The organism is Streptomyces sp. NBC_01429, assembly GCF_036231945.1.
Lineage (GTDB): Bacteria > Actinomycetota > Actinomycetes > Streptomycetales > Streptomycetaceae > Streptomyces.
Map to the genome: position 1 here is coordinate 4,471,125 of NZ_CP109599.1, position 26,312 is coordinate 4,497,436.

Sequence of the window (26,312 nt, forward strand, 5' to 3'; positions counted from 1 at the left end):
CAGTCGCCGCTCGGCACTTCGGTACTGAAACCTGAAGGAAGAGGGTGTGCGGATGCTGGCCGCCACAAAGAGAATCGCCTTCGGCGCTGCCGTCACGGCGCTCGCCGTCGGTCTCGCCGGTTGCTCCGGGTCCGGTGGGCAGGAAGCCAAGGGGGAGGGCAAGAAGGGTGCCGCCGGCGCCAAGAAGGCCCCCGAGAACGCCGTCCGGCTCATCGGCGACGGCTCGACCGCGTACACCGGGACCCAGCCGTTCACCACCACCCCGCAGCGTCTGAAGCCGGGACAGAAGCCCCCGCAGTTCGTGGTGTTCTCGTGGGACGGCGCCGGTGAGGACAGCCAGAAGCTCTTCTCCCACTTCCGGCAGGTGGCCAAGAAGTACGACGCGAAGATGACGTACTTCCTGAGCGGCGTCTATCTGCTCCCCGAGGAGAAGGCCAAGCTGTACGACCCGCCGAAGCACGCACCCGGCAGCTCCGACATCGGCTTCAACGACACCCAGGGGATCAAGGACACCCTGCGGGAGGTGCGCGCGGCCTGGCACGAGGGCAACGAGATCGGCACGCACTTCAACGGTCACTTCTGCGGTGACGAGGGCGGTGTCGGCACCTGGTCCGTCGAGGAGTGGAAGAGCGAGATCAATCAGGCCAAGTCCTTCGTGAAGGGCTGGAAGACCAACACCGGCCTGGCGGGCGAGGCGCCGCTGCCCTTCGACTACGACAAGGAGATGGTCGGCGGCCGTACGCCCTGTCTGGAAGGGCAGAAGAACATGATGGCGGCGGCCCGGACGATGGGCTTCCGCTACGACTCCAGCGGCATCGGCAACCAGGTCTGGCCGAAGAAGAAGGACGGCCTGTGGGACCTTCCGCTCCAGCTGGTCCCGGTGCCGGGCCGCGAATTCGAGACGCTCTCCATGGACTACAACTTCATGTTCAACCAGTCGGGGACGACAACCCAGGGCGACCCCTCGCAGCACGAGTACTGGGGCGACCAGATGCGTGACGGCCTGCTCAAGGCGTTCGACCGCTCCTACGAGGGAAACCGCGCCCCGCTGATCATCGGCAACCACTTCGAGTCCTGGAACGGCGGAACCTACATGCGCGCCGTCGAGGAGACGATCAAGACGGTCTGTGTGCAGAAGGACGTCGAGTGTGTGACGTTCCGCCAGCTCGCCGACTGGCTCGACGCGCAGGACCCGGCGACCCTGGAAAAGCTCCGGACTCTGCGGGTCGGCCAGGCGCCGAAGACCGGCTGGCCGTCCTTCACCGCCGCCACCGGCATGTCCTCGGGCTCCGCCGCCTCACCGGCGGCCCCGGCGGCCCACCCGGCCGGTCGCTCCGAGAAGCACTGACCGCGCGGAAGGCGCCGGGGGCAGTGGTCAGGAGGGCTGGGGGACGGCGAGTGCCTCGCTGAGCACGAAGGCGGGATCGACCTGGGCGGCCAGGTCGATGCCCGTCTTCGCGTTGCCCCAGCTCTCGGCGTTCCTGAGATGGAAGTGGACCATCTGACGCGTGTACCGCTCCCAGTCGCGGTGCTCGTACGAGTCCTCGGCCGCGTCCTGGAGCGTCTGGAGCGCGCAGCGGTTGTCCGCCTCCAGCAGCTCGAAGCGCCGGGGGCGGCCCTTCTCCATCGCGCGGACCCACTCGGAGTGGCCCACGGCCACGAGCAGGTCGTCGCCCACCTCGTCACGGAGGAAATCCAGGTCGTCCTGGTTCTGGACCTTGTTGCCGACGACCTTCAGCGGCACGTCGTAGTCCCGCGCGTACTCCTTGTACTGGCGGTAGACGGACACGCCCTTGCGCGTCGGCTCGGCCACCAGGAACGTCATGTCGAACCGGGTGAACATCCCCGAGGCGAAGGAGTCGGACCCCGCCGTCATGTCGACCACCATGTACTCGTCGGTGCCGTCCACCAGATGGTTGAGGCACAGCTCGACCGCGCCGACCTTGGAGTGGTAGCAGGCGACCCCGAGGTCCGACTCGGTGAAGGGGCCCGTGGCCATCAGCCGGATCTCGCCGTCGTCCAGCCGTACCTCGCGGGCACAGGTCTCGTACACGGGATTGTTCTCGCCGATCCTGAGCAGCCGCGATCCCTCGCCCGGCGGCGTGGTCTTGATCATCGCGTCGGCGGAGGCGATCCGAGGGTTGCTGCCCCGCAGATAGTCCTTGATCAGCCCCAGGTGCGCGCCCATCGCGGGCAGCGCGGCGGCCGCCGCCTCGTCGAGGCCGAGGGCGGTCCCCAGATGCTGGTTGATATCGGCGTCCACCGCGACGACGGTGGCCTCGTTGGCGGTCAGATGACGGATGAAGAGCGAGGACAGCGTGGTTTTGCCACTGCCGCCCTTGCCCACGAAAGCGATCTTCATGTTCACGTACCGTAGCGGCAATCTCGCGCAAGGTGAGGGGCTTCGGTGAGGAAGACCACTCCAAGGTGGGGCGCGCGTCCAGGGCGCGTAGCCTCCCTACCTATGAGTACGACAGCCTCTGACGCTTCCTCCGCGCCGCGGCCGGGGGACCCCTTGGTCGCGCTGGCCTCCCTTCTGGGGGTGCCGGACGCGGTGGATTCCGTACGCAAGGCCGTCGACCGTGTGTACGGCCACCGCGTGATGCGGCGCCGCAGCAACGAGGTCACCTCGGAAGCGGCGTTGCGCGCCGCGCGGGGCTCCGCCGCGCTCTCCGGCACGGACTGGGCGCTCGAAGAGGTGCGCCGGCGCAGCGACTTCGGCTCGGAGGCCGAGGCCCGTACGGTCGGTGCCGCCCTCCGGCTCAACGCCGAGGCCGGTCAACTCCTCTCCGTCTGGGCACAGTCGCCGCTACGGGTGCTGGCCCGGCTCCATCTGGTGGCCGCGGGCGGAACCGGCATCCCCGACGAGACGGTCGGGCGGCCCCGGCTGGCCGGCGAACCGGTGGCCGAGACGCCCGGTGCCGAAGTGGCCGGACCGCTGGCCGAGCTGCCGCTGCCGGACGCCGACGAGGTGGCGGGGCGGCTGGACGGGCTGTCCCGGCTGGTGCTCGCCACGAGTGCGGTGCCGGCGCTGGTGACGGCGGCGGTGGTGCACGGGGAACTGCTGGCGCTGCGCCCGTTCGGCTCGTACAACGGGCTGGTGGCGCGGGCGGCCGAGCGGATCGTGCTGGTCGGCAGTGGGCTGGATCCCAAGTCGATCTGCCCGGCCGAGGTGGGTCACGCGGAGCTGGGGCGCGCGGCGTACGCGGCGGCCTTTGACGGTTATCTGTCGGGCACGCCGGACGGCATGACGGCGTGGATCACCCACTGTGGACGCGCGGTTGAGCTGGGAGTGCGGGAATCGACGGCCGTCTGCGAGGCGCTTCAGCGCGGCGCGGCCTGATCCGAGTCCCGCGCGGGCGCGGACAGAGTCGCGGCGACGCCGTCCTGGCGCCGCCGCTGACATGTCCACCGGGTTACCAAGCGTCCTCGAAATTTTGCCCATCAGGTCGGGAACTCGGCCCGTCACCTGGTGCGGCTGGCCCGTAATCGACGGGTCGACGTCGCGTGGGTGCCCGGTTTTCATGTTCGGTCCGTGGGGCCTGGTGCGTAAACAGGTGATCCTCTCGGATGTCCTTGGTCTCGCGGGCCGTTGACTCCTTTGTACTCCTGTCCGTCGGGATGCGGAACCCCTGGCCCCACTTCTTTACTTTTGCCTTCAAATAAGGGCAAAAGGCGCAGGTGGCAGGGGTTCAGCCGAGCGTGGACTGCCGGCGTCGGCTGGCGTACCAGACCAGGCCCGCCGTCGCGGCCGCCGCGCCCACCGCTGCCGCCGCGACCAGTGCGGGGCGGGGCGGCATCGAGAAGGCGGGCAGTCGCTGCTTGAGTCGAACGGGGCGGCTGAAGACGAGAATCGGCCATGCGCGGGCCGTTGCCTCGCGGCGCAGCGCGCGGTCCGGATTGACCGCGTGGGGATGACCGACGGATTCGAGCATGGGGACGTCGGTGATGGAGTCGCTGTACGCGTAGCAGCGCGACAGGTCGTACCCCTCGGACTCGGCGAGCGCCTTGACCGCCTCGGCCTTGGTCGGGCCGTAGGCGTAGTACTCCACCTCGCCGGTGAAGCAGCCGTCGGCGCCGACGACCATCCGGGTGGCGACGACCCGGTCCGCTCCGAGCAGTTCCCCGATCGGCTCGACGACCTCCGCGCCCGATGTGGAGACGATCACCACATCGCGGCCCGCGGTGTGGTGGTTCTCGATGAGGGACGCCGCCTCGTCGTAGATGATCGGGTCGATCAGGTCGTGCAGTGTCTCGGCGACGATCTCTTTGACCTGCTGGACGTTCCAGCCCTTGCAGAGCGCGGACAGATACTCCCGCATGCGCTCCATCTGGTCGTGATCGGCGCCTCCGGCGAGGAAGACGAACTGCGCGTATGCGGTGCGCAGAACTGCCCGGCGGTTGATCAGGCCGCCTTGGTAGAAGGACTTGCTGAAGGTCAGCGTCGATGACTTCGCAATGACCGTCTTGTCCAGGTCGAAGAAGGCTGCTGTACGCGGCAAGGAGTGGTTTTCCACGATGCCGAGCATATGCGCCCACCATTCGGCGTAAGCCATGGCGCGTGGGTTTGCCTGAGAAGGCTGTCGGGTACACCATGGAAGTCACGGATCGTTCGCGACCGTGCTCACCCGGTCCGGCTCCTCCCCCCCCCCGAGCCGGCCGTGGGGACGACCCCCGCTCTCCCCCCCGGCGGGGGTCGTCGCATGTCCGGACCCGTTTTCGGCTCTCGCATCGCGACTCACTCCTCTTCTCGATCTCCGTGCCCGCTGCTGTCTTCGCCAGCATGCCCGTCACTGCGAGTAGTCGATGCGCTGCACTCCGGAAGTCACCGGTATGAGCTACCGGGATATTCACAACTGCTGAGTTGTCCACAGTTTTCCAGCAAGATCCACACGATTTCCTGTTCCCGTCCAGGGTGATTCCGGCCGCGAAGTTCGCGGAAGCCGGAATCACGGATACCGGATCACCGCGAGATCTCCGATAGGGGCACTCGCGGATACCGGATCGAGGCAGAGACAGGGGGCGGGCATCATGGCTGGATCCACGACATCCGATCGGTCGCCGGCGGAAGAGCGCCGGGCGGGACCGCTGATCGTCACCGAGGACGTGGAGCTGCTCGACGATCTGCTGCGGCTGTGCGCAGCGGCCGGCGCCGAGCCGGAGGTGCACCACTCCGTCCCGGAGCGGAAGGGCTCCTGGGAGGAAGCGCCGATGGTCCTCGTCGGGGACGACGCGGCGGCGCGCTGCCGCGGAGCCTCCCGCAGACGGGGCGTCATGCTCGTCGGCCGGGACCAGGACGACCCCGACGTGTGGCGACGGGCGGTGGAGATCGGCGCCGACTGCGTGCTGCGGCTGCCCGATGCGGAAAGCTGGCTGGTCGACCGGATCGCGGACGCCGCCGAGGGCGTGGGACGGCCGGCCCTGACCGTCGGCGTGATCGGCGGACGAGGCGGAGCCGGGGCCTCCACCCTGGCCTGTGCCCTGGCCGTCACCGCCGCGCGCGAGGGCCGGCGCACCATGCTCATCGACGGAGATCCGCTCGGTGGCGGGCTCGACGTGCTGCTCGGCGGCGAGCAGACGGACGGCAGACGCTGGCCTGATTTCGCCGCCTCCAAAGGACGAGTCGCGGGCGGGGCCCTGGAGGAGTCGCTGCCGCGTCTTCATCAACTACGCGTGCTCAGCTGGGATCGCGGGGATTCCGTGATGGTGCGGCCTGAGGCCATGAGGTCGGTGCTGGCCGCCGCCCGCAGGCGCGGCGGCATCGTGGTGGTGGATCTCCCGCGCCGGGTGGACGAGGCCGTGGCGGAGGCTCTCGCCCAGCTCGATGTGGGGCTTCTGGTGGTCCCCGCCGAGCTGCGCGCCGTCGCGGCGGCGGGGCGGGTGGCCTCGATGGTGAGCATGGTGCTCCCGGACCTGCGGGCGGTGGTGCGCGGGCCGTACGCCGCCGGACTCGACGAGCAGTGGATCGCCGACGCGCTGCGGCTCCCGCTCGCGGGCGAACTCCCACTGGAACCGGGCCTGTCGCAGGCCCAGGACGGCGGGGAGCCGCCGGGCTCCCGCAGGCGCGGGCCGCTGGCCGCGTTCTGCACGGCCTTCTGGGAGCAGGCGCTGGCGGGGGAAGAGAGCGTGCCCTCATGAGCGTCGGCGCGCCGGCGGGCGGGCTGCTGGACGCCGTACGCCAGCGGCTCGCGGAGAGCGGCGCCGATCCCACACCCGCGAGGGTGGCGGCGGCGCTACGGGCTCAGGGAAGGCTCCTGGGCGACACGGAAGTGCTCGGCGCCGCGGAGGAGCTGCGGTGCGAGCTGGTGGGGACAGGGCCGCTGGAACCGCTGCTGGCCGACCCGACGGTGACGGACGTGCTGGTCTCCGCGCCCGACCGGGTCTGGGTGGACCGTGGCGGCGGCTTGCAGCTCACAGCGGTGTCCTTCGCGGACGCCGCCTCGGTGAGAAGGCTGGCGCAGCGACTCGCCGCCACGGCGGGACGCCGGCTCGACGACGCAAGACCCTGGGTGGACGCCCGGCTGCCCGACGGGACCCGGATGCACGTGGTGCTGCCGCCGGTGGCCGTCGGCTGTACATGTCTGTCGCTGCGGGTGGTGCGGCCCAAGGCGTTCTCGCTGGCCGAGCTGACCGGAGCGGGGACCCTGCCGCCCGGCGGGGAGCGGGTGCTGCGAGCGCTGATCGAGGCCAGGCTGTCCTTCTTGATCAGTGGCGGCACCGGCACCGGCAAGACCACGCTTCTCTCGACGCTGCTCGGCCTCGTCGGGCCGGGTGAACGGATCGTGCTGGCCGAGGACTCGGCCGAGTTGAGGCCCGACCATCCGCATGTGGTGCGGCTGGAGGGCCGGCCCGCCAACCAGGAGGGCGCGGGCCTGGTGACCCTGCGGGATCTGGTCAGACAGGCACTGCGGATGCGGCCGGACCGACTGGTCGTCGGCGAGGTCAGGGGACACGAGGTCACCGAACTCCTGGCCGCTCTGAACACGGGCCACGAAGGAGGCAGTGGGACGGTCCACGCCAACGCGGCGGCGGACGTGCCCGCGCGGCTGGAGGCCCTCGGCACGGCGGCTGGCCTCGACCGGGCCGCGCTGCACAGCCAGTTGGCGGCCGCTCTGTCGGTCGTCATCCATCTCGTGCGGGACAGAAACGGGCTCCGGCGGGTCGCCGAGGTGCATGTGCTGGAGCGGGACGCCGCGGGGCTGGTGGTGCCGGTACCCGCGCTGCGCTGGGACGCGGGGGGATTCGCGCGGGAGCGGGGCTGGCCGAGGCTGCTGGGACTGATCGGGGGCGCGCTGTGACGCCGGCCATGACGGCCGTGGTGCTCGCGGCGGTGATGTGCGCGGGGGCGGCGGCCTGGCTGATGGCCGGTCATGAGCGGGGACTGCGCAGGGCCGGGGCGCTGTTCGCCGGGGCCGGGACCGCGGGCGCGCCGCCGCCGGGAGCGCCTCCCTGGGAGCGCTGGCTGTGGCGAGCGCGTGCGTGGGTGCTGCGGCTGGGCCGGGAATGGTGGTGTCTGCCGCCCGCGCTGCTGCTCGCCCTGTGGGGTGACTCGGTGCTGCCGCTGGCCGGGGGAGCCCTGGCGGTGCCTCTGGTGGGGCGCCGGCTCAGGGCCCGGGAGCTGAGACGGGCGCGGGAGCGGCGCGCCGACGGGGTTCTCGCGCTGTGCGGGGTGGCGGCGGCGGAGCTGAGAGCCGGTTCCCAGCCCGTACAGGCCCTGCTGACCGCTGCCGGGCCCACGGGCGGGCTGGGACGCGGAGAGGCCGCGGTGCTGGCTGCCGCGCGGTTCGGCGGCGACGTGCCCGGTGCGCTGCGGCGGGCGGCACACGAACCGGGAGCGGACGGCCTGGTGGGGCTCGCGGCCTGCTGGCGGGTGGCTGTGGACAGCGGGGCGGGTCTCGCCGCGGGACTGGACCGTCTGGAGACCGCCCTCCGGGCGGAGAAGGACCAGCGGGAAGGACTGCGGGCCCAGTTGGCGGGCGCCTGGTCGACGGTGGTGGTCCTCGCGCTGCTGCCGGTGGTGGGGCTGCTGATGGGCGCGGCGCTGGGCGCCGATCCCTTGCGCGTCCTGCTGCACACCCCGGCCGGCCTGGGATGTCTGGCCGTCGGCGGGCTGCTGGAGGCCGCGGGCCTGTGGTGGGCGGCCCGGGTCGTACGGAGCGGGGAGGCGCCATGAGCGGAGAGTTCGCCCCCAGGCTGTGGATGCTTCTCCCGCTGCTCGCCGCCGTCTGCTGTCTGGCCCTCGCGATAGCGGCCCGGCGTCGCGAGCGCCGGGTGCGCGGACGGCTCGCGGCTCTGCTGAACGCCGGTCACGGGCGGGCGGGGCCCGTGCCATGGACGAGGGCGAGGCAGTGGGGGGTGCGCTGGGGGCCGCCCCTCGGCGTGGTGATCACCGGCTGGGTACTGATCGGCGGGGTCGCGGGCTGGGCCATGGGGCTTGCGGGCGCGTACGTGGCCCGCCGCCGGCTGCGCACCCGAAGGACGGACGATCCCGACCGGCCCCGGGCCGCCGAGGCGGCGCGGCAGCTCCCGCTCGCCGCCGATCTGCTGGCCGCCTGCCTCACCGCGGGCGCCGGCCCGCGCGAGGCGGCGGAGGCGGTCGGCGAGTCCCTGGGCGGCCCCGTCGGCGACCGGCTGGCCCGTACGGCGGCCGAGCTGCGCCTCGGCGGTGAACCGGCCGAGGCGTGGGGGCGGCTCGGCACCGTACCGGGAGCGGCGGGGCTGGCCCGCTGTCTGGAACGGGCCGGTGCCACGGGGGCGCCGGCGGCCGAGCCGGTGTCCCGGCTGGCCGAGGGCCTGAGAGCGGAGCGCTCCCGGGCCGCCGTCGCCAGGGCCCAGCGCGCCCAGGTGCTGATCACCGCGCCGGTGGGGCTGTGCTTCCTTCCCGCCTTTCTGGCGGTGGGCGTGGCGCCCGTGGTCATCGGCCTGGCGAGCGCGCTGCTGACCGGCGATTGAACATTTCGGCCGGGCTCTTTGCCCGGCCTCCGAACCAAGAAACGGGAGGCCGACATGCGGATGTGCGTGCGGATGTGGAGGAAGACGCGACGAGCGCGCCGGGCATGGGCGCGCCGGTTCGGTGCCGATACGGGAATGACTACTTCCGAGTACGCGGTCGGGACGATCGCCGCCTGTGCCTTCGCGGCGGTGCTGTACAAGGTGGTGACGAGCGGTCCCGTGTCCGGAGCATTGCAGTCGCTCATCGGGAAGGCGCTCGATGCGCAGTTCTGAGCACGGAAGGGCGAGTGCCGATGCCGAGGGGCCGGGCCTCTCGGCCGTGGGACGCGCCGGCCGCCGGGGCGACCGGGGGTCGGTGACGGCGGAGGCGGCCGTGGCGGTGCCGGCGCTGGTGGTGTTCACCATGGCCCTGGTCTGGGCGCTGACGGCGGCCTCCGCGCAGATCCAGTGCGTGGACGCGGCGCGTGCGGGGGCCCGTGCGGTGGCCAGGTCGGAGCCGGAGGCCGCCGCGATGGCCGTCGCCCGCTCGGCCGCCCCGGCGGGTGCCAGGGTCACTCTGGGGCGTACAGGCGGTCTGTGGCGGGTGCGGGTGGAAGCGCCGACGCCGGGGCCCGGGGCGCTGGCGTTGACGCTCACGGCCCAGGCCGTCGCGTCGGCGGAGGACGCTCCCGATGCCCTGGGGGCGGGAGCGGAAGGCCCGGCCGTGGGGGTGGCTCCATGACCGGGAGCAGAGCCGCGAGCAGGGCTGGGAACACTGGGGACCGGGGGTCCGCGACGGTGTGGGTGGCCATGGCGGCGACCACGATGTGCGCGGTGTTCGCGGTGGTGCTCGCCATGGGACAGGCGGTCGCCGCCCGGCACCGGGCGGGCGCGGTGGCCGACCTGGCCGCGCTCGCGGCGGCGGACCACGCGCTCGCCGGACCGGCCGAGGCGTGCCGCCGGGCGGCGGAGGTGGCGGCCGCCCAGGGCGGTGAGGTGGTGCGGTGCGCCCTGAGCGGGGAGATCTCCGACGTCACGGCGCGCGCCGCCTTCGGGCCGTACGCGCCCATGGTCAGGGCCCGGGCGGGTCCACCGGACCCTCCAGGTCCGCTGCCGCCGCCTCGTCCACCGCCGCCTCGTCCTTCGGCTTCTCCACCGGCTTCGCCTCCTCGGGGGCCGACTTGAGCAGCTCGGTCAGCAGGCGCACGGCACCGCGTTTGTGCAGGGGTTCGTTGCCGTTGCCGCACTTGGGCGACTGGACGCAGGAGGGACAGCCCGCCTCGCACTCGCAGGAGGCGATGGCCTCGCGGGTGGCGGTGAGCCACTCACGGGCTGTCCGGAAGGCCCGCTCGGCGAAGCCCGCGCCGCCCGGGTGGCCGTCGTACACGAAGACCGTCGGCAGCAGCGTGTCGGGATGCAGGGGCACGGAGACGCCCCCGATGTCCCAGCGGTCGCAGGTGGCGAAGAGGGGCAGCATCCCGATGGAGGCGTGCTCGGCGGCGTGCAGCGCGCCGCCCAGCTGCTCGGGGTTGACCCGGGCCGCGTCGAGCTGGTCCTCGGTGACCGTCCACCACACGGCCCGGGTGCGCAGGGTCCGTGGCGGCAGATCCAGTTTGCTCTCGCCGAGCACTTCGCCGGTGATGAGCCTGCGGCGCAGGAAGGAGACGACCTGGTTGGTGACTTCGACGGAGCCGTAGCAGAGACGGCCCTCGCCCCACGGGACCTCGGTGTCGGTTTCGAGGACGGAGATGGCGGTGGTGTCGCGGGCGGTGGTGGAGTACGGCGGGACCGCCTCTTCCACGAGGGCGACCGAGTCGGTGAGATCCAGCTGCCTCACCAGGTAGGTACGGCCCTGGTGGAGGTGGACGGCGCCTTCGTGGACGGCGGTGTGGGAGGCGGCTTCGTCGACGGTGCCCAGCAGCCGGCCCGTACCCGCCTCGACGATCTGGACGGGACGGCCGCCCTCGCCCCGGATGTCGGCGAGGTCGGCGGCCCGCTGACGGCGGGTCCAGTACCAGCCGGAGGCGCGGCGCCGCAGCAGCCCCGCCGCCTCCAGTTGCGGGAGGAGGCCGGGGGCCTCTGGGCCGAAGAGCGTCAGATCGGCCTCGGTGAGCGGAAGTTCGGCGGCGGCGGCACACAGATGGGGGGCGAGCACATAGGGGTTGTCGGGATCGAGGACGGTCGACTCGACGGGCTGACGGAACAGCGCCTCGGGGTGGTGGACGAGGAAGGTGTCCAGCGGGTCGTCCCGCGCGACCAGGACGGCCAGCGCGCCCTGGCCCGAGCGGCCCGCCCGGCCGGCCTGCTGCCACAGTGAGGCGCGGGTGCCCGGGTAGCCCGCGATGACGACGGCGCCCAGACCCGAGACGTCGATGCCCAGCTCCAGGGCGGTGGTGGCGGCCAGGCCGAGCAGCTCGCCGGAGTGCAGGGCGTTCTCCAGGGCGCGGCGCTCCTCGGGAAGATAGCCGCCGCGATAGGCGGCGACCCGGCGGGCCAGTGAGCGGTCGACCTCGGCCAGGCGCTCCTGGGCGATGACCGAGACGAGTTCGGCGCCGCGCCGGGAGCGTACGAAGGCGACGGTACGGACGCCCTGGACGGTCAGGTCGGTGAGGAGGTCGGCGGTCTCGGCGGTGGCGCTGCGGCGGACGGGGGCGCCCTTCTCCCCGTGCAGGTCGGTGAGGGGCGGCTCCCAGAGCGCGAACACCAGTTCGCCCCGGGGGGAGGCGTCGTCGGCGACCTCGTGGACGGGCAGACCGGTGAGCCGGCCCGCGGACCGGGCGGGCTCGGCGGCGGTGGCCGAGGCGAGCAGGAAGACCGGCTCCGCCCCGTACCGCGCGCAGACGCGGCGCAGCCGCCGCAGCACCTGTGCCACGTGGGAGCCGAAGACGCCCCGGTAGGTGTGGCACTCGTCGATGACGACATAGCGCAGCGAGCGCAGGAAGGAGGCCCAGCGGGGGTGGGACGGCAGGATGCCCCGGTGGAGCATGTCGGGGTTGGTGAGTACGTAGTTGGCGTACTGGCGGACCCACTCGCGTTCCTCGACGGGGGTGTCCCCGTCGTAGACGGCGGGGCGCACGCCGTTGCCCAGTGGCGTCGCGAGCGCTTTGACGGCGCGGCGCTGGTCGGCGGCGAGGGCCTTCGTCGGGGCCAGGTAGAGCGCGGTCGTACCCCGGCCGTTGGCGGCCTCCGAGCCGTCGAGGAGGGTGGAGAGCACGGGCGCCAGGTAGGCCAGGGACTTGCCGGACGCGGTCCCCGTGGCGATGACGACGGACTCGCCGTCGAGGGCGTGCTCGGCGGCCTGCGCCTGATGGGTCCACGGATGGTCGATCCCGGCCAGCCGAATGGCGTTGATCACTTCCGGGCGGATGCGATCGGGCCAGACCGCATGACGTCCCTCACGCGGGGGCAGGTGCTCCGTATGGGTGATGCGCGCAGCGCGGCCCGCCCCCGTGGCGAGCCGGTCCAGGATCGTTCTGGGGGAGGGGCTGTCGCCCCCGCTCTCCGGGCGTCCACCGGGGCGCTGATTCGTTGCCATCGGCACCGAGTCTGTCACTGGTGTGACGGACAATGGTCCGAAGGCGTCGTGCATGACTGCTGGTAAGTGATTGAATGCCAACGCGGCTGGCGATACGTCCCCAGGCTCCGTCGGGGAGACCCGAGGGGCGACCGCTCGATAGCAAGGTGCTGGAGGATCCGTGGACCTGTCCCTGTCGACTCGCAATGTGTCCGGCCCTGGTGGCGACCGTACGGTCGTCGAGGTCGGTGGCGAGATTGATGTGTATACCGCGCCCAAGCTGCGCGAGCAGTTGGTCGAGTTGGTGAACGACGGCAGCTACCACCTGGTAGTGGACATGGAGGGCGTGGACTTCCTGGACTCGACCGGTCTGGGCGTGCTCGTGGGCGGACTGAAGCGTGTGCGTGCCCATGAGGGCTCGCTGCGTCTGGTCTGCAACCAGGAGCGCATTCTCAAGATCTTCCGGATCACCGGTCTGACCAAGGTGTTCCCGATCCACAACTCGGTCGACGAGGCCGTGAACGCCACCGACTGAGGTCGCGGCCTTCCGGAGGAAGAGGCAGAGGCACCGGGCGCCACGCCCGGATGCCCGAGCCTGTGAGTTCGCACGCTCGTACGTTCGAGGGGGATCGCATGGCCACCGTTGAACTCCGCTTCAGCGCCCAGCCCGAACACGTCAGGACGGCCCGTCTGGTGGCCGCTGCCGTGGCTCGTCGGGCGGGCGTCGATGAGGCTGTGTTGGACGAGGTCAGACTCGCCGTCGGTGAGGCGTGCAGCCGAGCTGTCGGGCTGCACCGGGGGCATGGCATCACCGCCCCGGTGCGGGTCGTCCTGACCGAGGAGGAGAAGGTTTTCTCCATCGAGGTCGGCGACGGGGTGTCCGGCTCGGGCGGCGGCGCCGGGGAATCGTCCGGTGGCGACGGAGCCTCGTCGGACGGCCTCCACGAGAGTGACGCGGAGGGCGAGGACGAGATGGGCCTCGCGGTCATCAGCGGCCTCGTCGACGATGTGGAAGTCACCTCCGATGCCGACGGTGGCGTCATCCGGATGAGCTGGCCCACCACGCCGGCCGTCACGCTCCCCTGATCATGTCTGCCCTGATGGGGGCCGGCCGGTTCATGCCCGACCGGTTCATGTCCCGACTGGTTGCGTCCGTCCGGTTGCGTCGTCCGGTTGCGTCCGTCCGATGCCGGGCGAATGATCCGTTCCCGCGATCTCTTCGCGTGATCGATTCTTCGGAAAGATCCTTCCGATCTTGAGAAAGACCCTGCCGAGCAGGGTCTTTCCTCATTTCCCGATGAAATTCCCGGGTTATTGATCATTCATCAATGACGCTGTCCTGTGGCGTGCTCTGTTTTGATCGGTTCCGGCTCCCTACAATCCGTCCATCTTGAACGCTGAGCGTCAAGGAGGACGAATGGCGGGGCACTTCCATCCACACCTGTCCGAGCACCCCACTTCTCTCGCGACCGCGGTACTCACCGACGGCAACCGGCTGATCGTGATCGTCATCGCGGTCGTCGCGCTGGCGGCCCTGTTCGTCGCCCAACTGCTGGTGCGCCAGGTACTGGCCGCCGACGAGGGCACCAGTTCCATGAAAGAGATCGCGGCGGCTGTACAGGAAGGCGCCAATGCCTATCTGGCGCGTCAGTTGCGTACCCTCGGAGTCTTCGCCTTCGTGGTGTTCTTTCTGCTGATGCTGTTACCGGCGGACAACTGGTCGCAGCGCGCGGGACGTTCGATGTTCTTCCTGGTGGGTGCGTTCTTTTCGGCGGCCACCGGTTACATCGGCATGCGTCTCGCCGTACGCAGCAATGTGCGGGTGGCCGCCGCCGCGCGGGAGGCGACACCGGCGGAGGGCGAGCCGGAAAAGGATCTGACCACGGTTTCCCACAAAGCCATGAAGATCGCGTTCCGAACGGGTGGCGTGGTCGGCATGATCACGGTGGGGCTCGGACTGCTCGGTGCCTCGTGCGTGGTCCTGGTCTACGCGGCCGACGCCCCCAAGGTGCTGGAGGGCTTCGGGCTCGGGGCCGCCCTCATCGCCATGTTCATGCGTGTCGGCGGCGGCATCTTCACCAAGGCCGCCGATGTCGGAGCCGATCTGGTCGGCAAGGTGGAGAAGGGCATCCCCGAGGACGATCCACGCAACGCCGCCACCATCGCGGACAACGTGGGCGACAACGTCGGCGACTGCGCCGGCATGGCCGCCGACCTCTTCGAGTCGTACGCCGTGACGCTGGTCGCCGCGCTCATCCTCGGCAAGGCGGCGTTCGGGGACTTCGGGCTGGCCTTCCCGCTGATCGTTCCGGCGATCGGCGTGATCACCGCGATGATCGGGATCTTCGCGGTCTCCCCGCGCCGCACCGACCGCAGCGGCATGACGGCCATCAACCGCGGCTTCTTCATCTCCGCCGCGATCTCGCTCGTCCTGGTGGCCGTGGCGGTCTTCGTCTACCTGCCGTCCACCTACGCCGAGCTGGACGGGGTGAGCGACCGCGCGATCCTCGGCCACCCCGGCGATCCGAGGGTGTTCGCGCTGGTCGCGGTCGCCATCGGCATCGTCCTCGCCGCGCTGATCCAGCAGTTGACCGGATACTTCACCGAGACCACCCGGCGCCCGGTCAGGGACATCGGGAAATCGGCCCTGACCGGCCCCGCCACGGTGGTCCTCGCTGGCATCGCCATCGGCCTCGAATCGGCCGTCTACACGGCGCTGCTGATCGGGCTTGCGGTGTACGGGGCGTTCCTGCTCGGCGGTACGTCGATCATGCTCGCCCTCTTCGCGGTGGCGCTGGCCGGTACGGGGCTGCTCACCACCGTCGGCGTCATCGTCGCCATGGACACCTTCGGCCCGGTCTCCGACAACGCCCAGGGCATCGCCGAGATGTCCGGCGACGTCCAGGGCGCGGGCGCGCAGGTGCTCACCGACCTCGACGCGGTCGGCAACACCACGAAGGCCATCACCAAGGGCATCGCCATCGCCACGGCCGTACTCGCGGCGGCGGCGCTCTTCGGCTCGTACCGGGACGCCATCGCCACCGCCGTGGCCGATGTGGGCACCGGGGTGGGCGGGCTGACGCTCAGTCTGGACATCTCGCAGCCCAACAACCTGGTGGGGCTGATCGTCGGCTCGGCCGTGGTCTTCCTCTTCTCCGGACTGGCGATCAACGCGGTCTCGCGGTCGGCCGGTTCCGTGGTCTACGAGGTGCGGCGCCAGTTCCGCGAGCACCCCGGCATCATGGACTACACGGAGAAGCCCGAATACGGCCGTGTCGTCGACATCTGTACCAAGGACGCGCTCCGCGAGCTGGCCACCCCCGGTCTGCTCGCCGTCCTCACCCCCATCGCGGTGGGATTCTCGCTCGGAGTAGGGGCGCTCGGGTCCTTCCTGGCGGGCGCGATCGGCACCGGCACGCTGATGGCCGTCTTCCTCGCCAACTCCGGCGGCGCCTGGGACAACGCCAAGAAGCTGGTCGAGGACGGCCACCACGGCGGCAAGGGCAGCGACGCCCACGCCGCCACGGTCATCGGAGACACCGTCGGGGACCCGTTCAAGGACACGGCGGGCCCCGCCATCAACCCGCTGCTGAAGGTGATGAACCTGGTGGCGCTGCTCATCGCCCCGGCGGTCGTGCAGTTCAGTTACGGCGCCGACGCCAACGCGGGACTCCGGGCCCTGGTGGCGGTCCTCGCCCTCCTCGTCATCATCGGGGCGGTGTACGTGTCCAAGCGGCGCTCGGTCACGGTGGACGACAGCGTGCCGGTGTCATGAGTCCGTCGCCCGCGATGTAGCACCGGGCGGGGCGGGGCGGGTGGGGTGGACCGGGACGAAGTCCGCCCCACCCGCCTCTGTTCCGCCCCTGTTCGCGCCGGGCGGAACGCACGGTGAGCGTGAGGTGTCTCTCCCTTGGTGCAAATGGCTGCAATAGCATACGGATCGGACGTCCGGCGCGTGGTTGGCACCCCCTCGGCGTGTATGTTCCGGGGCCGAGAGCCTTGGAAGGGACCCAACCGGTGAACAAGAAGCTTGTGGCCGCGCTGTCCGGCGGTGCGGTACTGCTCATGGCGCTGTCCGGCTGCAGTGGTGGCGACGACACTGACAGCAAGGTGAACAACTGGGCGAAGAAGGTCTGTGATCAGGTTCAGCCGCAGCTGACGAAGATCGCGAGTGCCAATACCTCGATTCAGCAGGCCACCTCGGACCGCAGCAAGCCCGCCGAGGTTCAGGAGACCGATTCCGCCGCCTTCCAGTCGATTTCCCAGGCGTACAAGGCGCTGGGCACCGCCGTGGACAGCGCGGGCGCCCCGCCCGGCGACGAGGGCGAGAAGACCCAGCAGGAGGCCGTCAAGGAGCTGAACGCCACCTCGACGGCGTACGCGGGCCTCAAGACCAAGGTCGATGCGCTCGACACGAAGGACCAGGCGAAGTTCGCCGACGGTCTCAAGGGCGTCGCGGACGAGCTGGAGAAGCTCGGCACGAGCGGTGACAAGGCCCTCCAGCGCCTTCAGTCGGGTGATGTCGGCAAGGCCATGGCCCGGCAGCCCGGCTGCCAGAAGCCGACGGCCTCGACGGGCGCCTCCAGCTCCCCGACGGCGGCCGGCAGCGAGTCCTGACGGGCTCCGATCCCACCCCACCGCATCCCACCGCAGGTGAAATCCGCGGCCCGGCCCCCGAATCGGGAGCCGGGCCGCGGGCCGTTGTCAGTGGGAGCGGCCACAATGGGCGGGTGAGTACGACCAGCCTTCCCGCGTCCGACCACTCGTCCCGACTCCGCGCGGCCCTGCTCGCCGCCGACTTCACCGCCGACGGTCTGCTGGACCTGCTCGGTGCCTCCGCCTACGCCGCGCTGGCCCGCAGCGAGACCGTGCCCGCGCTGCGCGCCACCCGCGGCGACACCCCGCTCGAAACGCTCGTACGCCTCTTCCTTCTCCAGGGTTCCGTCCCGCACGCGGCGGCGCGCGCCGCGCTGCCGCTGGACGAGGCGCTGGCCGACGGCTGGGTCGTACGGGACGGGGAGGGGGTCCGCGCCACGGTGGACGTACGGCCGTACGGCGGACCCGAGGGGCAGGACTGGTTCATCGTCTCCGACCTGGGCTGCGCCGTCGGCGGCGCCTCGGGCGCGAGCGGCCACGGCGAGGGCGTGGTGCTCGGCGTCGGCGGCGCCTCCACGACCCTGGCCGGGCTCACGGTCCGTACGCCCGTGAGCAGCGCGCTGGACCTCGGCGCAGGCTCCGGCATCCAGGCGCTGCACGCCGCCCAGCACGCCACCCGGGTCACCGCCACCGATCTCAACCCGCGGGCGCTCGGCTTCACCCGGCTGACCCTCGCCCTCTCCGACGCGCCGCCCGCCGAGCTGCGCGAGGGCTCGCTGTTCGAGCCGGTCGCGGACGAGACGTACGACCTGATCGTCTCCAACCCGCCGTTCGTGATCTCCCCCGGCGCCCGGCTCACCTACCGGGACGGCGGGATGGGCGGGGACGATCTGTGCCGCACGCTCGTTCAGCAGGCGGGCGAGCGGCTGAACGCGGGCGGGTTCGCCCACTTCCTCGCCAACTGGCAGCACGTGGAGGGGGAGGAGTGGCAGGACCGGCTGCGCTCCTGGGTGCCGCGCGGCTGCGACGCCTGGATCGTGCAGCGCGAGGTCCAGGACATCACGCAGTACGCCGAGCTGTGGCTGCGCGACAGCGGTGACCACCGGGGCGACCCGGAGGCGTACGCCGCGCGGTACGAAGCCTGGCTGGACGAGTTCGAGGCGCGCGGCACCAAAGCGGTGGGGTTCGGCTGGATCACGCTCAGGAAAGCGGACAGCGAGCGGCCCTCGGTCGTCGCGGAGGAGTGGCCCCACCCGGTGGAGCAGCCGCTCGGCCCGACCGTCCGGGCGCATTTCGAGCGGCAGGACTATCTGCGGACGCACGACGACGCCGCGCTCCTCGCCGGCCATTTCACGCTGGCGCCCGAGGTGGTCCAGGAGCAGGTCGGGCTGCCGGGGGCCGAGGACCCGGAGCATGTGGTGCTCCGTCAGAACCGTGGCATGCGCCGGGCGACCAAGGTCGACACGGTCGGGGCGGGGTTCGCGGGAGTCTGCGACGGGACCCTGAGCGCCGGGCGGATTCTGGACGCGATCGCGCAGCTGACGGGGGAGGACGCGGTGCTGCTCCGCGACCGTACGCCGCAGGCGATCCGGCTGCTGGTGGAGGAGGGCTTCCTGGAGCCGGTTCCGGAGCCGCGCTGATGGCGAAGCCGCGCTGACGGGGGGAGCCGCGCCGGCAGGCTGCGTCGCCGCCGCCCGCCTTGCCGTGTCGCCGTCCCGCCCGTGCCGCCCTGACCTCGGGAGCCCCGGCGCGGGGGCGCGTGGGCGGGGACGACCCGCGCGGCGGGGGCAATCCGCGTGCGTCGTTCACCCGGCGTTCGCGCCGGTGACGCCCCGGGGTGCCAGCCTCGGCCTTCGAGAGATCTCGGCGCCCCGAGGCGGGCGCCACGGAGGACGGGGGCGGACCGATGGAGAGTGGGCCGGCGATCTTCGCGGGAACGACGTTCGCGCTGTTCGGCGCCGGGCTCCTGCTGTGGACGGGAGCGCGCGTCCTGCACCGCGAGCCGGTGGCCCTCGGGGTCCGGCCCTCGGCGTCCCTCATCAGCGCGACACTCTCGGGCGTGGTCTTTCTCGCCCTCGGCGTGTGGTGCTTCGGACGTATGTGATCCAAACGTCCGGCGGGCCGTACCGGAACCTCCCGACCATGATCGAACCGCCCGGCCGGACGGCCCCGACAGGGCCCCGGACCTGGGCGGGACCTGCGGGGGACCGGCCTGGCGGTCCGCTCCGCCGGTGGCCTCGGCGCGCCCACGCGGAATCGCCCGCCGTACGGTGCGACGCGACGGGCACGGGGGTCCGGGCGGCAGGAACGCCCGGAGTCGGGTTACCGTTCGAGTGGCCGCTGCGGGCTTTTGCCGTTTGACACGGGGGCGGGTTGTACCGTCACACTCCGCAGCGAAGCAGCGTCACCGCTGGGCCGCACCCGGCCCCGCCGTACCGCACTGCCGTACTCCCGTACGGGCCCACCGAGCGTCGACCGGAGAGAAGAGCGAAGTTGTCCCCGACCAGCGAGACCGCACACGGCGGCCGTCGACTCGTCATCGTCGAGTCGCCCGCCAAGGCGAAGACGATCAAGGGCTACCTCGGCCCTGGCTATGTCGTCGAGGCGAGCGTCGGGCACATCCGTGACCTCCCGAACGGGGCCGCCGAGGTGCCCGAGAAGTACACGGGTGAGGTGCGCCGGCTCGGCGTCGACGTCGAGAACGACTTCCAGCCGATCTACGTCGTCAACGCCGACAAGAAGTCCCAGGTCAGAAAGCTCAAGGAGCTGCTGGCCGAGTCCGACGAGCTGTACCTCGCCACTGATGAGGACCGCGAGGGCGAAGCCATCGCGTGGCACCTCCAGGAAGTGCTGAAGCCCAAGGTCCCGGTCCACCGGATGGTCTTCCACGAGATCACCAAGGACGCGATCAGGGCCGCCGTCGCCAATCCGCGCGAGCTGAACACGCGGATGGTCGACGCCCAGGAGACCCGCCGCATCCTCGACCGGCTGTACGGGTACGAGGTCTCGCCGGTGCTGTGGAAGAAGGTCATGCGCGGCCTGTCCGCGGGCCGCGTCCAGTCCGTCGCGACCCGGCTCGTCGTCGAGCGCGAGCGTGAGCGCATCGCGTTCCGCTCCGCCGAGTACTGGGACCTGACCGGCACGTTCTCCACCGGCCGCGCGGGCGACGCCTCGGATCCGTCCTCGCTGGTCGCCCGGCTGAACTCCGTCGACGGCCGGCGTGTCGCCCAGGGCCGCGACTTCGGTCCCGACGGCCGGCTCAAGTCCGACCAGGTGCTCCATCTGGACGAGGAGAACGCGCGGGCGCTGGCGACCGCGCTGGCGAACGCCTCCTTCGCCGTCCGCTCGGTCGAGTCCAAGCCGTACCGCCGCTCCCCGTACGCGCCCTTCCGCACGACGACCCTCCAGCAGGAGGCGTCGCGCAAGCTGGGCTTCGGGGCGAAGTCCACGATGCAGGTCGCGCAGAAGCTGTACGAGAACGGCTTCATCACCTACATGCGTACGGATTCCACCACCCTCTCCGACACCGCCGTCTCGGCCGCCCGGGCGCAGGTCACGCAGTTGTACGGCGCGAGCTACCTGCCGGACAAGCCGCGCACGTACGCCGGGAAGGTCAAGAACGCGCAGGAGGCGCACGAGGCGATCCGTCCCTCGGGCGACCGCTTCCGTACCCCCGCGGAGACCGGGCTGAGCGGCGACCAGTTCCGGCTGTACGAGCTGATCTGGAAGCGGACCGTCGCCTCCCAGATGAAGGACGCGGTCGGCAACAGCGTCACCGTCAAGATCGGCGGCAGGTCGAGCGACGGCCGGGACGCGGAATTCTCCGCCTCCGGCAAGACGATCACCTTCCACGGCTTCATGAAGGCGTACGTCGAAGGCGCCGACGACCCGAACGCCGAGCTGGACGACCGCGAGCGCAGGCTGCCGCAGGTCGCCGAGGGCGACGCGCTCTCCGCCGAGGAGGTCTCGGTCGACGGGCACGCCACCAAGCCGCCGGCCCGCTACACCGAAGCCTCGCTGGTCAAGGAGTTGGAAGAGCGCGAGATCGGCCGTCCGTCGACCTACGCCTCGATCATCGGCACCATCCTCGACCGCGGCTACGTCTTCAAGAAGGGCACGGCGCTCGTCCCGTCCTTCCTCTCCTTCGCCGTGGTCAACCTGCTGGAGACCCACTTCGGCCGGCTGGTCGACTACGACTTCACGGCCAAGATGGAGGACGACCTCGACCGGATCGCCCAGGGCGAGGCCCAGGCCGTGCCGTGGCTGAGGCGCTTCTACTTCGGTGAGGGCGACGACCGCGCCGGCGCCGCTTCGAGCGCGGGCAACGGCGACGGGGACCACCTCGGCGGTCTCAAGGAACTCGTCACTGACCTCGGCGCGATCGACGCCAAGGAGATCTCCTCGTTCCCCATCGGGGACGGGATCATGCTCCGCGTCGGGCGCTACGGACCGTACGTCGAGCGTGGTGAGAAGGACGAAGAGGGCCACCAGCGGGCCGATGTGCCCGAGGAGCTGGCCCCCGACGAGCTGACGGTGGAGTACGCGGAGGAGCTGCTCGCCAAGCCGAGCGGCGACTTCGAGCTGGGCACCGACCCGGAAAGCGGCCACCAGATCGTCGCCAAGGACGGCCGGTACGGCCCGTACGTGACCGAGATCCTGCCGGACGGCACGCCGAAGACCGGCAAGAACGCGGTCAAGCCCCGTACCGCCTCGCTGTTCAAGTCGATGACCCTGGACACGGTCACGCTCGCCGACGCGCTCAAGCTGATGTCGCTGCCGCGCGTGGTGGGCAAGGACGCCGAGGGCGTCGAGATCACGGCGCAGAACGGCCGGTACGGCCCGTATCTCAAGAAGGGCACCGATTCGCGGTCGCTGACGGCCGAGGACCAGCTCTTCGACATCACGCTGGACGAGGCGCTGGCGATCTACGCCCAGCCCAAGCAGCGCGGGCGCGCGGCGGCCAAGCCGCCGCTGAAGGAGCTGGGCACGGACCCGGTGAGCGAACGTCCCGTCGTGGTGAAGGACGGCCGCTTCGGCCCGTACGTCACGGACGGCGAGACGAACGCGACCCTGCGGACCGACGACAGCGTCGAGGCGATCACTCCGGAGCGGGGTTACGAGCTGCTCGCGGAGAAGCGGGCGAAGGCGCCGGCCAAGAAGACCGCCAAGAAGGCGGCGAAGAAGGCTCCCGCGAAGAAGGCCCCGGCGAAGAAGACGGCGGCCAAGAAGACGACCGCGGCGAAGACCGCGACGGCGAAGAAGACCACCGCGAAGAAGACGACGTCCGCCAAGACGGCTACGGGCACGGCGAAGAAGACGGCTGCCAAGTCGTCGGCGGCGAACGCCGACAGCTAGCCGACAGCCAGAAGCTTTCGTTTTCGGCGGCTTCCTGGCGGTTGCCGGGCGATTTGCCGACGCTTTCCCGGCGCTTTCTTTGGCGATCGACGTTCGGAGGGCGAGGCCCGGCACCGCGCCGGGCCTCGCTCCGTTCTGCCTGTTCACGCCGTGGACCGGTCCATCCCCCGGGTCACACGTTCGTATGTTCGGACGGGGGCGTCGGGGAGTCAGTGGGGCCGGATAGGCTGGGCGGATGACGCGAGCCGAGCAGCCAACGGTCGTGAGCCCCACCTCCGACTCCGACGCACTTGCCGCAGACTCACGAGAGCGCGCCGTACGATCTTTGTTGCGCCTTCCTCCGCTGCGGCGGTTGTGGGGCGCCCAGTTCGCCGGCGGGACCGGCGACGTACTCGCCGTACTCGTGCTTCTGCTGCTGTCGTTGCAGGCGGCGATCGCCGAGGGCTCGTTCGGTGCTGGATACCGGGGCGCGGCGTTCGCCGTCGCCGCCGTGTTCGGCGCCCGAATCCTCGCGACGCTGCTGTTCGGAGCGGTGCTCCTCGGTCCGCTGTCGGCGCTGACCGCGCCCGGCACCGGTACCCGGCCCGCCAAGCCGGTACGGCTGGTGAAGCCCGCGACCTCGGCGGAGAAGACGGCTCCGGGGACTTCCGGCGAGACGAACCTCTTCGGCGCATCGGTCGCTCCGGCGGCTTCGGCGGCTCCGGGTGCTCCGGCGGCTTCGGCGGCTTCGGGCAAGGCCGCGAAGCCGCAGCGGGACGGCGGGCCGCTGGACCGGCGCTGGACGATGATCGTCGCGGACGTACTCCGTCTCGGCCTGCTCATCGTCGCGCCGCTGTGGCTCGACTGGACCCCTGAGCGCGCCCTTCCGATCCTCCTCAGCACCGTCTTCGTCCTCGGCGTCGCCGAGCGCTTCTGGACGGTCGCCAAGGAGAGCGCCGCGCCGGCCCTGCTGCCCGCGCCTCCACTGGAGGGCGCCGCGGTGCGCCCGCTGCCCGACCACCTCGACGCCCTGCGCAGGCTCTCCCAGCGCACGACGTTCCTCGCGGTGCCCGCCGCGGCGGCGGTCCTGCTCGTCGCCACCCTGATCGGCAATCTGCTGGGCACGGGCATCGACTGGTTCTCGCTGCATCAGGCGGCCCTGGGCTCCTATGTCGCGGCGGGGCTGTTCGCCGCTTCCGTCTCCACGCTGTACTTCCTGGAGCTGCCCGACGGGCACACGCCCCGGCCGCGCTCCCCGCTCGAAGGGCTGCGGGGCCCCGGCGGCGCCGCGGCCGGGACCGCCGGGGACAAGGGCCGTACGGGCGCGGTGCCGCTGCTCGTGCTGGCCTGCGCCGCCATCGCGGCGGCCGTCGCGGCCGCCGTGGCCGTCTCCGTACTCCAGGCCAAGGACATCGGCGGCGGGCCCGTCGCCTTCGCGCTCCTCGTACTCGCGCTGACCGGCGGTGCGGGGCTGGGCATCCGCAACGCCGCCAAGGTGCTGCCCGCGCTCTCGCGGCGGCGGCTGTTCGCGCTGGCGATCGCGGTCACCGGTGTCGCGCTGCTGGCCATGGGGCTCGTACCCGACACGGCGACGGTGCTGCTCCTCGCGCTGCTCACCGGTTTCACCGCCGGTGTGGTGGCGAACACCGGCCACGCTCTCATCGACGTGGAGACCGAGGACTCCCGTCGTCCGCGCGTCACCGAACACCTGCACGCCGTGGTCAGGGCCTTCGTCGCACTCGGCGTGGTCATCGCCCCTCTCGTCGCCGCGGCCATCGGCCCGCACCGCCTCGCGAGCGGCACCTTCGTCTTCGCCCACGACGGCGCCGCCTTCACCCTGATGCTGGTCGGCGCGCTGCTGCTGCCGCTTGCTGCGGTGGTCCTCGCCAAGACGGACGACCGGTCCGGAGTGCCGCTGCGCCGTGACCTGAGCGACGCGCTGCGCGGCGGCGCCGACCCGGCGCAGGTCCCGGCCGGGACCGGCTTCTTCCTCGTGCTGGAAGGCGGCGACGGCGCCGGCAAGACCACCCAGGTCGAGGCGCTCGCGGCGTGGATCCGGGCCAAGGGCCACGAAGTGGTGGTCACGCGCGAGCCGGGTGCCACCCCGGTCGGCAAGCGGCTCCGCTCGATCCTGCTGGACGTGTCGAGCGCGGGTCTGTCGAACCGCGCCGAGGCGCTGCTGTACGCGGCCGACCGCGCCGAACACGTCGACTCCGTCGTGCGCCCCGCCCTGGAGCGCGGTGCGATCGTCATCTCGGACCGCTACATCGACTCGTCCGTGGCCTATCAGGGCGCGGGCCGCGATCTCTCGCCGACCGAGATCGCCCGTATCTCGCGCTGGGCGACGGACGGACTCGTACCGAATCTGACCGTGCTGCTCGACGTCTCCCCGGAGGCGGCGCGCGAGCGCTTCACGGAAGCGCCCGACCGGCTGGAGTCCGAGCCCACCGAGTTCCATCAGCGGGTGCGCACCGGCTTCCTCACTCTGGCCGCCGCCGATCCGGCGCGCTATCTCGTCGTGGACGCCGGCCAGCTGCCGGAGGAGATCACCACGGTCGTGCGGCACCGGCTCGACCAGTTGCTGCCGCTCTCCGAGGCCGAGGTGGAGGCCCGGGAGGAGGCGCGCCGGGCCGCCATCGAGGAGGCCAGGCGCAAGGCCGAGGAAGAGGCGGCGCGCAAGGCGGAGGAGGAGCGGCTGGCGCGCGAGCGCGAGGCGCAGCTCGCCAAGCTCCGTGCCGAGGAGGAGGAGCGCAAGCGCCGGGAGCTGGAGGAGGCCCGGCAGCGCGAGGCCGAGCGGCAGGCGGAGGAGGCCAGGCAGCGCGCCGAGGAGGAGCACAGGAAGGCCGAGGAGGAGCGCAAGCGCCGCGAGGCCGAGGAGCGGGCGTACGAGGCCGAGCAGGAACGGCTGCGGAAGCAGGCCAAGGAAGAGGCCAGGCTCCGCGTGGAGGCCGAGGAACGGCGCCGCGAGAAGCAGCGCAAGGCCGAGGAGGCCCTGCTCAGGGCGGAGGAGGCGCGCCGGGTCGCTGAGGAGTCGGCGGCCGCCGCCGCTGCCGCCGCGGCGGCAGCGGAGTCCCCGGAGCACCCGGAGCCGCCGGCCCACTCGCCGAACGAGCTGACCGTGCCCACGCCGGTCGTCCGGAAGCGGACGGTCGCTCCCGATGATGTGACGCAGGAGGTTCCGGCGGTACGTCCGGAGAACCTGCGCCCGAAGGCCGAGCCCCGGCCGGGTGCGGGTCCGTCCGATGCCGCCGAGACGGCGGTGTTCCCGCCGGTACGGGACGACAGGCCGCGGGTCGACGAGTCGCGGGACGACAAGCCGCAGGACGGGAAGCCGCGGGACGGGAACCGTTCGGGCGGCCGGGACGCGAAGGGCGCACGGGACGGCCGGGACGCACGGGACGCGCGTGGCTCGCGGGATGCCCGCGCGGCCGACGAGACCGCCGTGCTCCCGCCCGTACGGAACTCCGATCCGGCGGACCGGGTGCCGCGCGGCTTCTTCCGGGACGACGCCCGGCCGGCGCCCGCCGAAGGCGGCAACGAGCGGACCCGGGAGCTGCCGCAGATCGACCCGGAGGCCAGTCCTGGGCGGCAGCCGGAGCGCCCGCGTCGGCGTTCCGACTGGGCGGAGGAGACTCCGCTGGACGATCTCCCGACCCTGGCGGACGAACTGCTCGGCTCGCATGACGAGAACGACGACGAGGGCAAGGGCGGGCGCCGCCGGTAGCGGCGGTCTGTTCGACCCCACATCTGTGGTCGAACAAGTGTGGCGTGTTGACGCCAGTGGGGCCGGGATGTCAGACCCCGGCCCCACAATGGATTCCGAGCGACGCAAGCTCGGGACGGTACGGCCGGACACGACGCGACGCGGCCGGACGCGACAAGACAGACAAGACGCAACACGACACGACGCAAACACGACACGACAGGCACGGGGCGG

General features: G+C 71.6%; 20 protein-coding genes. 17 read left to right on the forward strand and 3 right to left on the reverse strand.

The features are described 5' to 3' along the window. The first annotated feature begins 52 nt into the window (after window positions 1-52). Entirely contained in the window at window positions 53-1,348 is a 1,296-nt protein-coding gene (locus OG627_RS19555; protein WP_329066850.1) for a hypothetical protein, read from the forward strand. A gap of 27 nt (window positions 1,349-1,375) precedes the next feature. Here OG627_RS19555 and OG627_RS19560 read toward each other — a convergent pair whose 3' ends face one another. Next, entirely contained in the window at window positions 1,376-2,362 is a 987-nt protein-coding gene (locus OG627_RS19560; protein WP_329066852.1) for an ATP-binding protein, read from the reverse strand. A gap of 102 nt (window positions 2,363-2,464) precedes the next feature. Between OG627_RS19560 and OG627_RS19565 the strand changes: the two genes are divergently transcribed. After that, window positions 2,465-3,343, forward strand: coding sequence for an oxidoreductase (locus OG627_RS19565; protein ID WP_329066854.1), 879 nt, complete (start codon window positions 2,465-2,467; stop codon window positions 3,341-3,343). A gap of 349 nt (window positions 3,344-3,692) precedes the next feature. Here the strand turns inward: OG627_RS19565 and OG627_RS19570 are convergent, their stop codons facing one another. Next, on the reverse strand, window positions 3,693-4,529 hold the full coding sequence (locus OG627_RS19570; RefSeq protein WP_329072812.1) for an HAD family hydrolase: 837 nt from the start codon (window positions 4,527-4,529) through the stop codon (window positions 3,693-3,695). Between the two features lie 502 nt (window positions 4,530-5,031). Here OG627_RS19570 and ssd point away from each other — a divergent pair. The 7 genes from ssd to OG627_RS19605 are packed head-to-tail and all read left to right on the forward strand — an operon-like array spanning window position 5,032 to window position 10,116. Next, window positions 5,032-6,138 (forward strand): septum site-determining protein Ssd, encoded by a 1,107-nt coding sequence (gene ssd, locus OG627_RS19575; RefSeq protein ID WP_329066855.1) that lies wholly within the window; start codon window positions 5,032-5,034, stop codon window positions 6,136-6,138. Next, the gene (locus tag OG627_RS19580) at window positions 6,135-7,298 is read left to right on the forward strand and encodes a TadA family conjugal transfer-associated ATPase (RefSeq protein ID WP_329066857.1); all 1,164 of its coding nucleotides are present in this window, start codon (window positions 6,135-6,137) and stop codon (window positions 7,296-7,298) included. Before ssd ends, OG627_RS19580 begins: the two co-directional genes overlap by 4 nt. A gap of 8 nt (window positions 7,299-7,306) precedes the next feature. Continuing rightward, window positions 7,307-8,173 (forward strand): type II secretion system F family protein, encoded by an 867-nt coding sequence (locus OG627_RS19585; protein ID WP_329066859.1) that lies wholly within the window; start codon window positions 7,307-7,309, stop codon window positions 8,171-8,173. Beyond that, window positions 8,170-8,952 carry a type II secretion system F family protein gene (locus tag OG627_RS19590; protein ID WP_329066861.1) on the forward strand — a complete coding sequence of 261 codons (783 nt, stop codon included), beginning with the start codon at window positions 8,170-8,172 and terminating at the stop codon, window positions 8,950-8,952. Before OG627_RS19585 ends, OG627_RS19590 begins: the two co-directional genes overlap by 4 nt. 54 nt (window positions 8,953-9,006) lie before the next feature. After that, the gene (locus OG627_RS19595) at window positions 9,007-9,225 is read left to right on the forward strand and encodes a DUF4244 domain-containing protein (RefSeq protein ID WP_443073508.1); all 219 of its coding nucleotides are present in this window, start codon (window positions 9,007-9,009) and stop codon (window positions 9,223-9,225) included. After that, window positions 9,212-9,673, forward strand: coding sequence for a TadE family type IV pilus minor pilin (locus tag OG627_RS19600; RefSeq protein WP_329066863.1), 462 nt, complete (start codon window positions 9,212-9,214; stop codon window positions 9,671-9,673). Before OG627_RS19595 ends, OG627_RS19600 begins: the two co-directional genes overlap by 14 nt. Then, window positions 9,670-10,116: an Rv3654c family TadE-like protein gene (locus OG627_RS19605; RefSeq protein ID WP_329066865.1), complete on the forward strand. Its 447-nt coding sequence runs from the start codon at window positions 9,670-9,672 to the stop codon at window positions 10,114-10,116. The genes OG627_RS19600 and OG627_RS19605 overlap by 4 nt, the downstream gene beginning before the upstream one ends. Here OG627_RS19605 and OG627_RS19610 read toward each other — a convergent pair. Next, entirely contained in the window at window positions 10,004-12,547 is a 2,544-nt protein-coding gene (locus OG627_RS19610; protein WP_329066867.1) for a DEAD/DEAH box helicase, read from the reverse strand. The genes OG627_RS19605 and OG627_RS19610 overlap by 113 nt on opposite strands. A 79-nt stretch (window positions 12,548-12,626) precedes the next feature. Between OG627_RS19610 and OG627_RS19615 the strand changes: the two genes are divergently transcribed. The 8 genes from OG627_RS19615 to tmk all read left to right on the forward strand — a co-directional run bounded on the left by OG627_RS19615 (window position 12,627) and on the right by tmk (window position 26,099). Continuing rightward, window positions 12,627-12,980 (forward strand): STAS domain-containing protein, encoded by a 354-nt coding sequence (locus OG627_RS19615; protein ID WP_329066869.1) that lies wholly within the window; start codon window positions 12,627-12,629, stop codon window positions 12,978-12,980. A 98-nt stretch (window positions 12,981-13,078) separates the two neighbouring features. Then, complete coding sequence (locus tag OG627_RS19620; RefSeq protein WP_329066872.1) at window positions 13,079-13,531, forward strand: ATP-binding protein; 453 nt, start codon at window positions 13,079-13,081, stop codon at window positions 13,529-13,531. Window positions 13,532-13,862: 331 nt separating this feature from the next. Further along, window positions 13,863-16,220 carry a sodium-translocating pyrophosphatase gene (locus OG627_RS19625; protein ID WP_329066875.1) on the forward strand — a complete coding sequence of 786 codons (2,358 nt, stop codon included), beginning with the start codon at window positions 13,863-13,865 and terminating at the stop codon, window positions 16,218-16,220. A gap of 242 nt (window positions 16,221-16,462) precedes the next feature. Next, complete coding sequence (locus OG627_RS19630; protein ID WP_329066877.1) at window positions 16,463-17,062, forward strand: small secreted protein; 600 nt, start codon at window positions 16,463-16,465, stop codon at window positions 17,060-17,062. Window positions 17,063-17,175: 113 nt separating this feature from the next. Then, on the forward strand, window positions 17,176-18,681 hold the full coding sequence (locus tag OG627_RS19635) for a DUF7059 domain-containing protein (RefSeq protein ID WP_329066879.1): 1,506 nt from the start codon (window positions 17,176-17,178) through the stop codon (window positions 18,679-18,681). A gap of 266 nt (window positions 18,682-18,947) precedes the next feature. Further along, window positions 18,948-19,145, forward strand: a complete 198-nt coding sequence (locus tag OG627_RS19640; RefSeq protein WP_329066881.1) for a hypothetical protein — start codon at window positions 18,948-18,950, stop codon at window positions 19,143-19,145. Between the two features lie 389 nt (window positions 19,146-19,534). Next, window positions 19,535-22,396, forward strand: coding sequence for a type I DNA topoisomerase (topA, locus tag OG627_RS19645; protein WP_329066883.1), 2,862 nt, complete (start codon window positions 19,535-19,537; stop codon window positions 22,394-22,396). 235 nt (window positions 22,397-22,631) lie between these two features. Beyond that, window positions 22,632-26,099: a dTMP kinase gene (gene tmk / locus OG627_RS19650; RefSeq protein ID WP_329066884.1), complete on the forward strand. Its 3,468-nt coding sequence runs from the start codon at window positions 22,632-22,634 to the stop codon at window positions 26,097-26,099. Window positions 26,100-26,312: the final 213 nt, after the last annotated feature.

Coding starts and splice junctions, on each gene's coding strand:
- OG627_RS19555 (WP_329066850.1), top strand. CDS start 53: ATGCTGGCCGCCACAAAGAGAATCGCCTTCGGCGCTGCCGTCACGGCG.
- OG627_RS19560 (WP_329066852.1), bottom strand. CDS start 2,362: ATGAAGATCGCTTTCGTGGGCAAGGGCGGCAGTGGCAAAACCACGCTG.
- OG627_RS19565 (WP_329066854.1), top strand. CDS start 2,465: ATGAGTACGACAGCCTCTGACGCTTCCTCCGCGCCGCGGCCGGGGGAC.
- OG627_RS19570 (WP_329072812.1), bottom strand. CDS start 4,529: ATGCTCGGCATCGTGGAAAACCACTCCTTGCCGCGTACAGCAGCCTTC.
- ssd (WP_329066855.1), top strand. CDS start 5,032: ATGGCTGGATCCACGACATCCGATCGGTCGCCGGCGGAAGAGCGCCGG.
- OG627_RS19580 (WP_329066857.1), top strand. CDS start 6,135: ATGAGCGTCGGCGCGCCGGCGGGCGGGCTGCTGGACGCCGTACGCCAG.
- OG627_RS19585 (WP_329066859.1), top strand. CDS start 7,307: ATGACGGCCGTGGTGCTCGCGGCGGTGATGTGCGCGGGGGCGGCGGCC.
- OG627_RS19590 (WP_329066861.1), top strand. CDS start 8,170: ATGAGCGGAGAGTTCGCCCCCAGGCTGTGGATGCTTCTCCCGCTGCTC.
- OG627_RS19595 (WP_443073508.1), top strand. CDS start 9,007: ATGCGGATGTGCGTGCGGATGTGGAGGAAGACGCGACGAGCGCGCCGG.
- OG627_RS19600 (WP_329066863.1), top strand. CDS start 9,212: ATGCGCAGTTCTGAGCACGGAAGGGCGAGTGCCGATGCCGAGGGGCCG.
- OG627_RS19605 (WP_329066865.1), top strand. CDS start 9,670: ATGACCGGGAGCAGAGCCGCGAGCAGGGCTGGGAACACTGGGGACCGG.
- OG627_RS19620 (WP_329066872.1), top strand. CDS start 13,079: ATGGCCACCGTTGAACTCCGCTTCAGCGCCCAGCCCGAACACGTCAGG.
- OG627_RS19625 (WP_329066875.1), top strand. CDS start 13,863: ATGGCGGGGCACTTCCATCCACACCTGTCCGAGCACCCCACTTCTCTC.
- OG627_RS19640 (WP_329066881.1), top strand. CDS start 18,948: ATGGAGAGTGGGCCGGCGATCTTCGCGGGAACGACGTTCGCGCTGTTC.
- tmk (WP_329066884.1), top strand. CDS start 22,632: ATGACGCGAGCCGAGCAGCCAACGGTCGTGAGCCCCACCTCCGACTCC.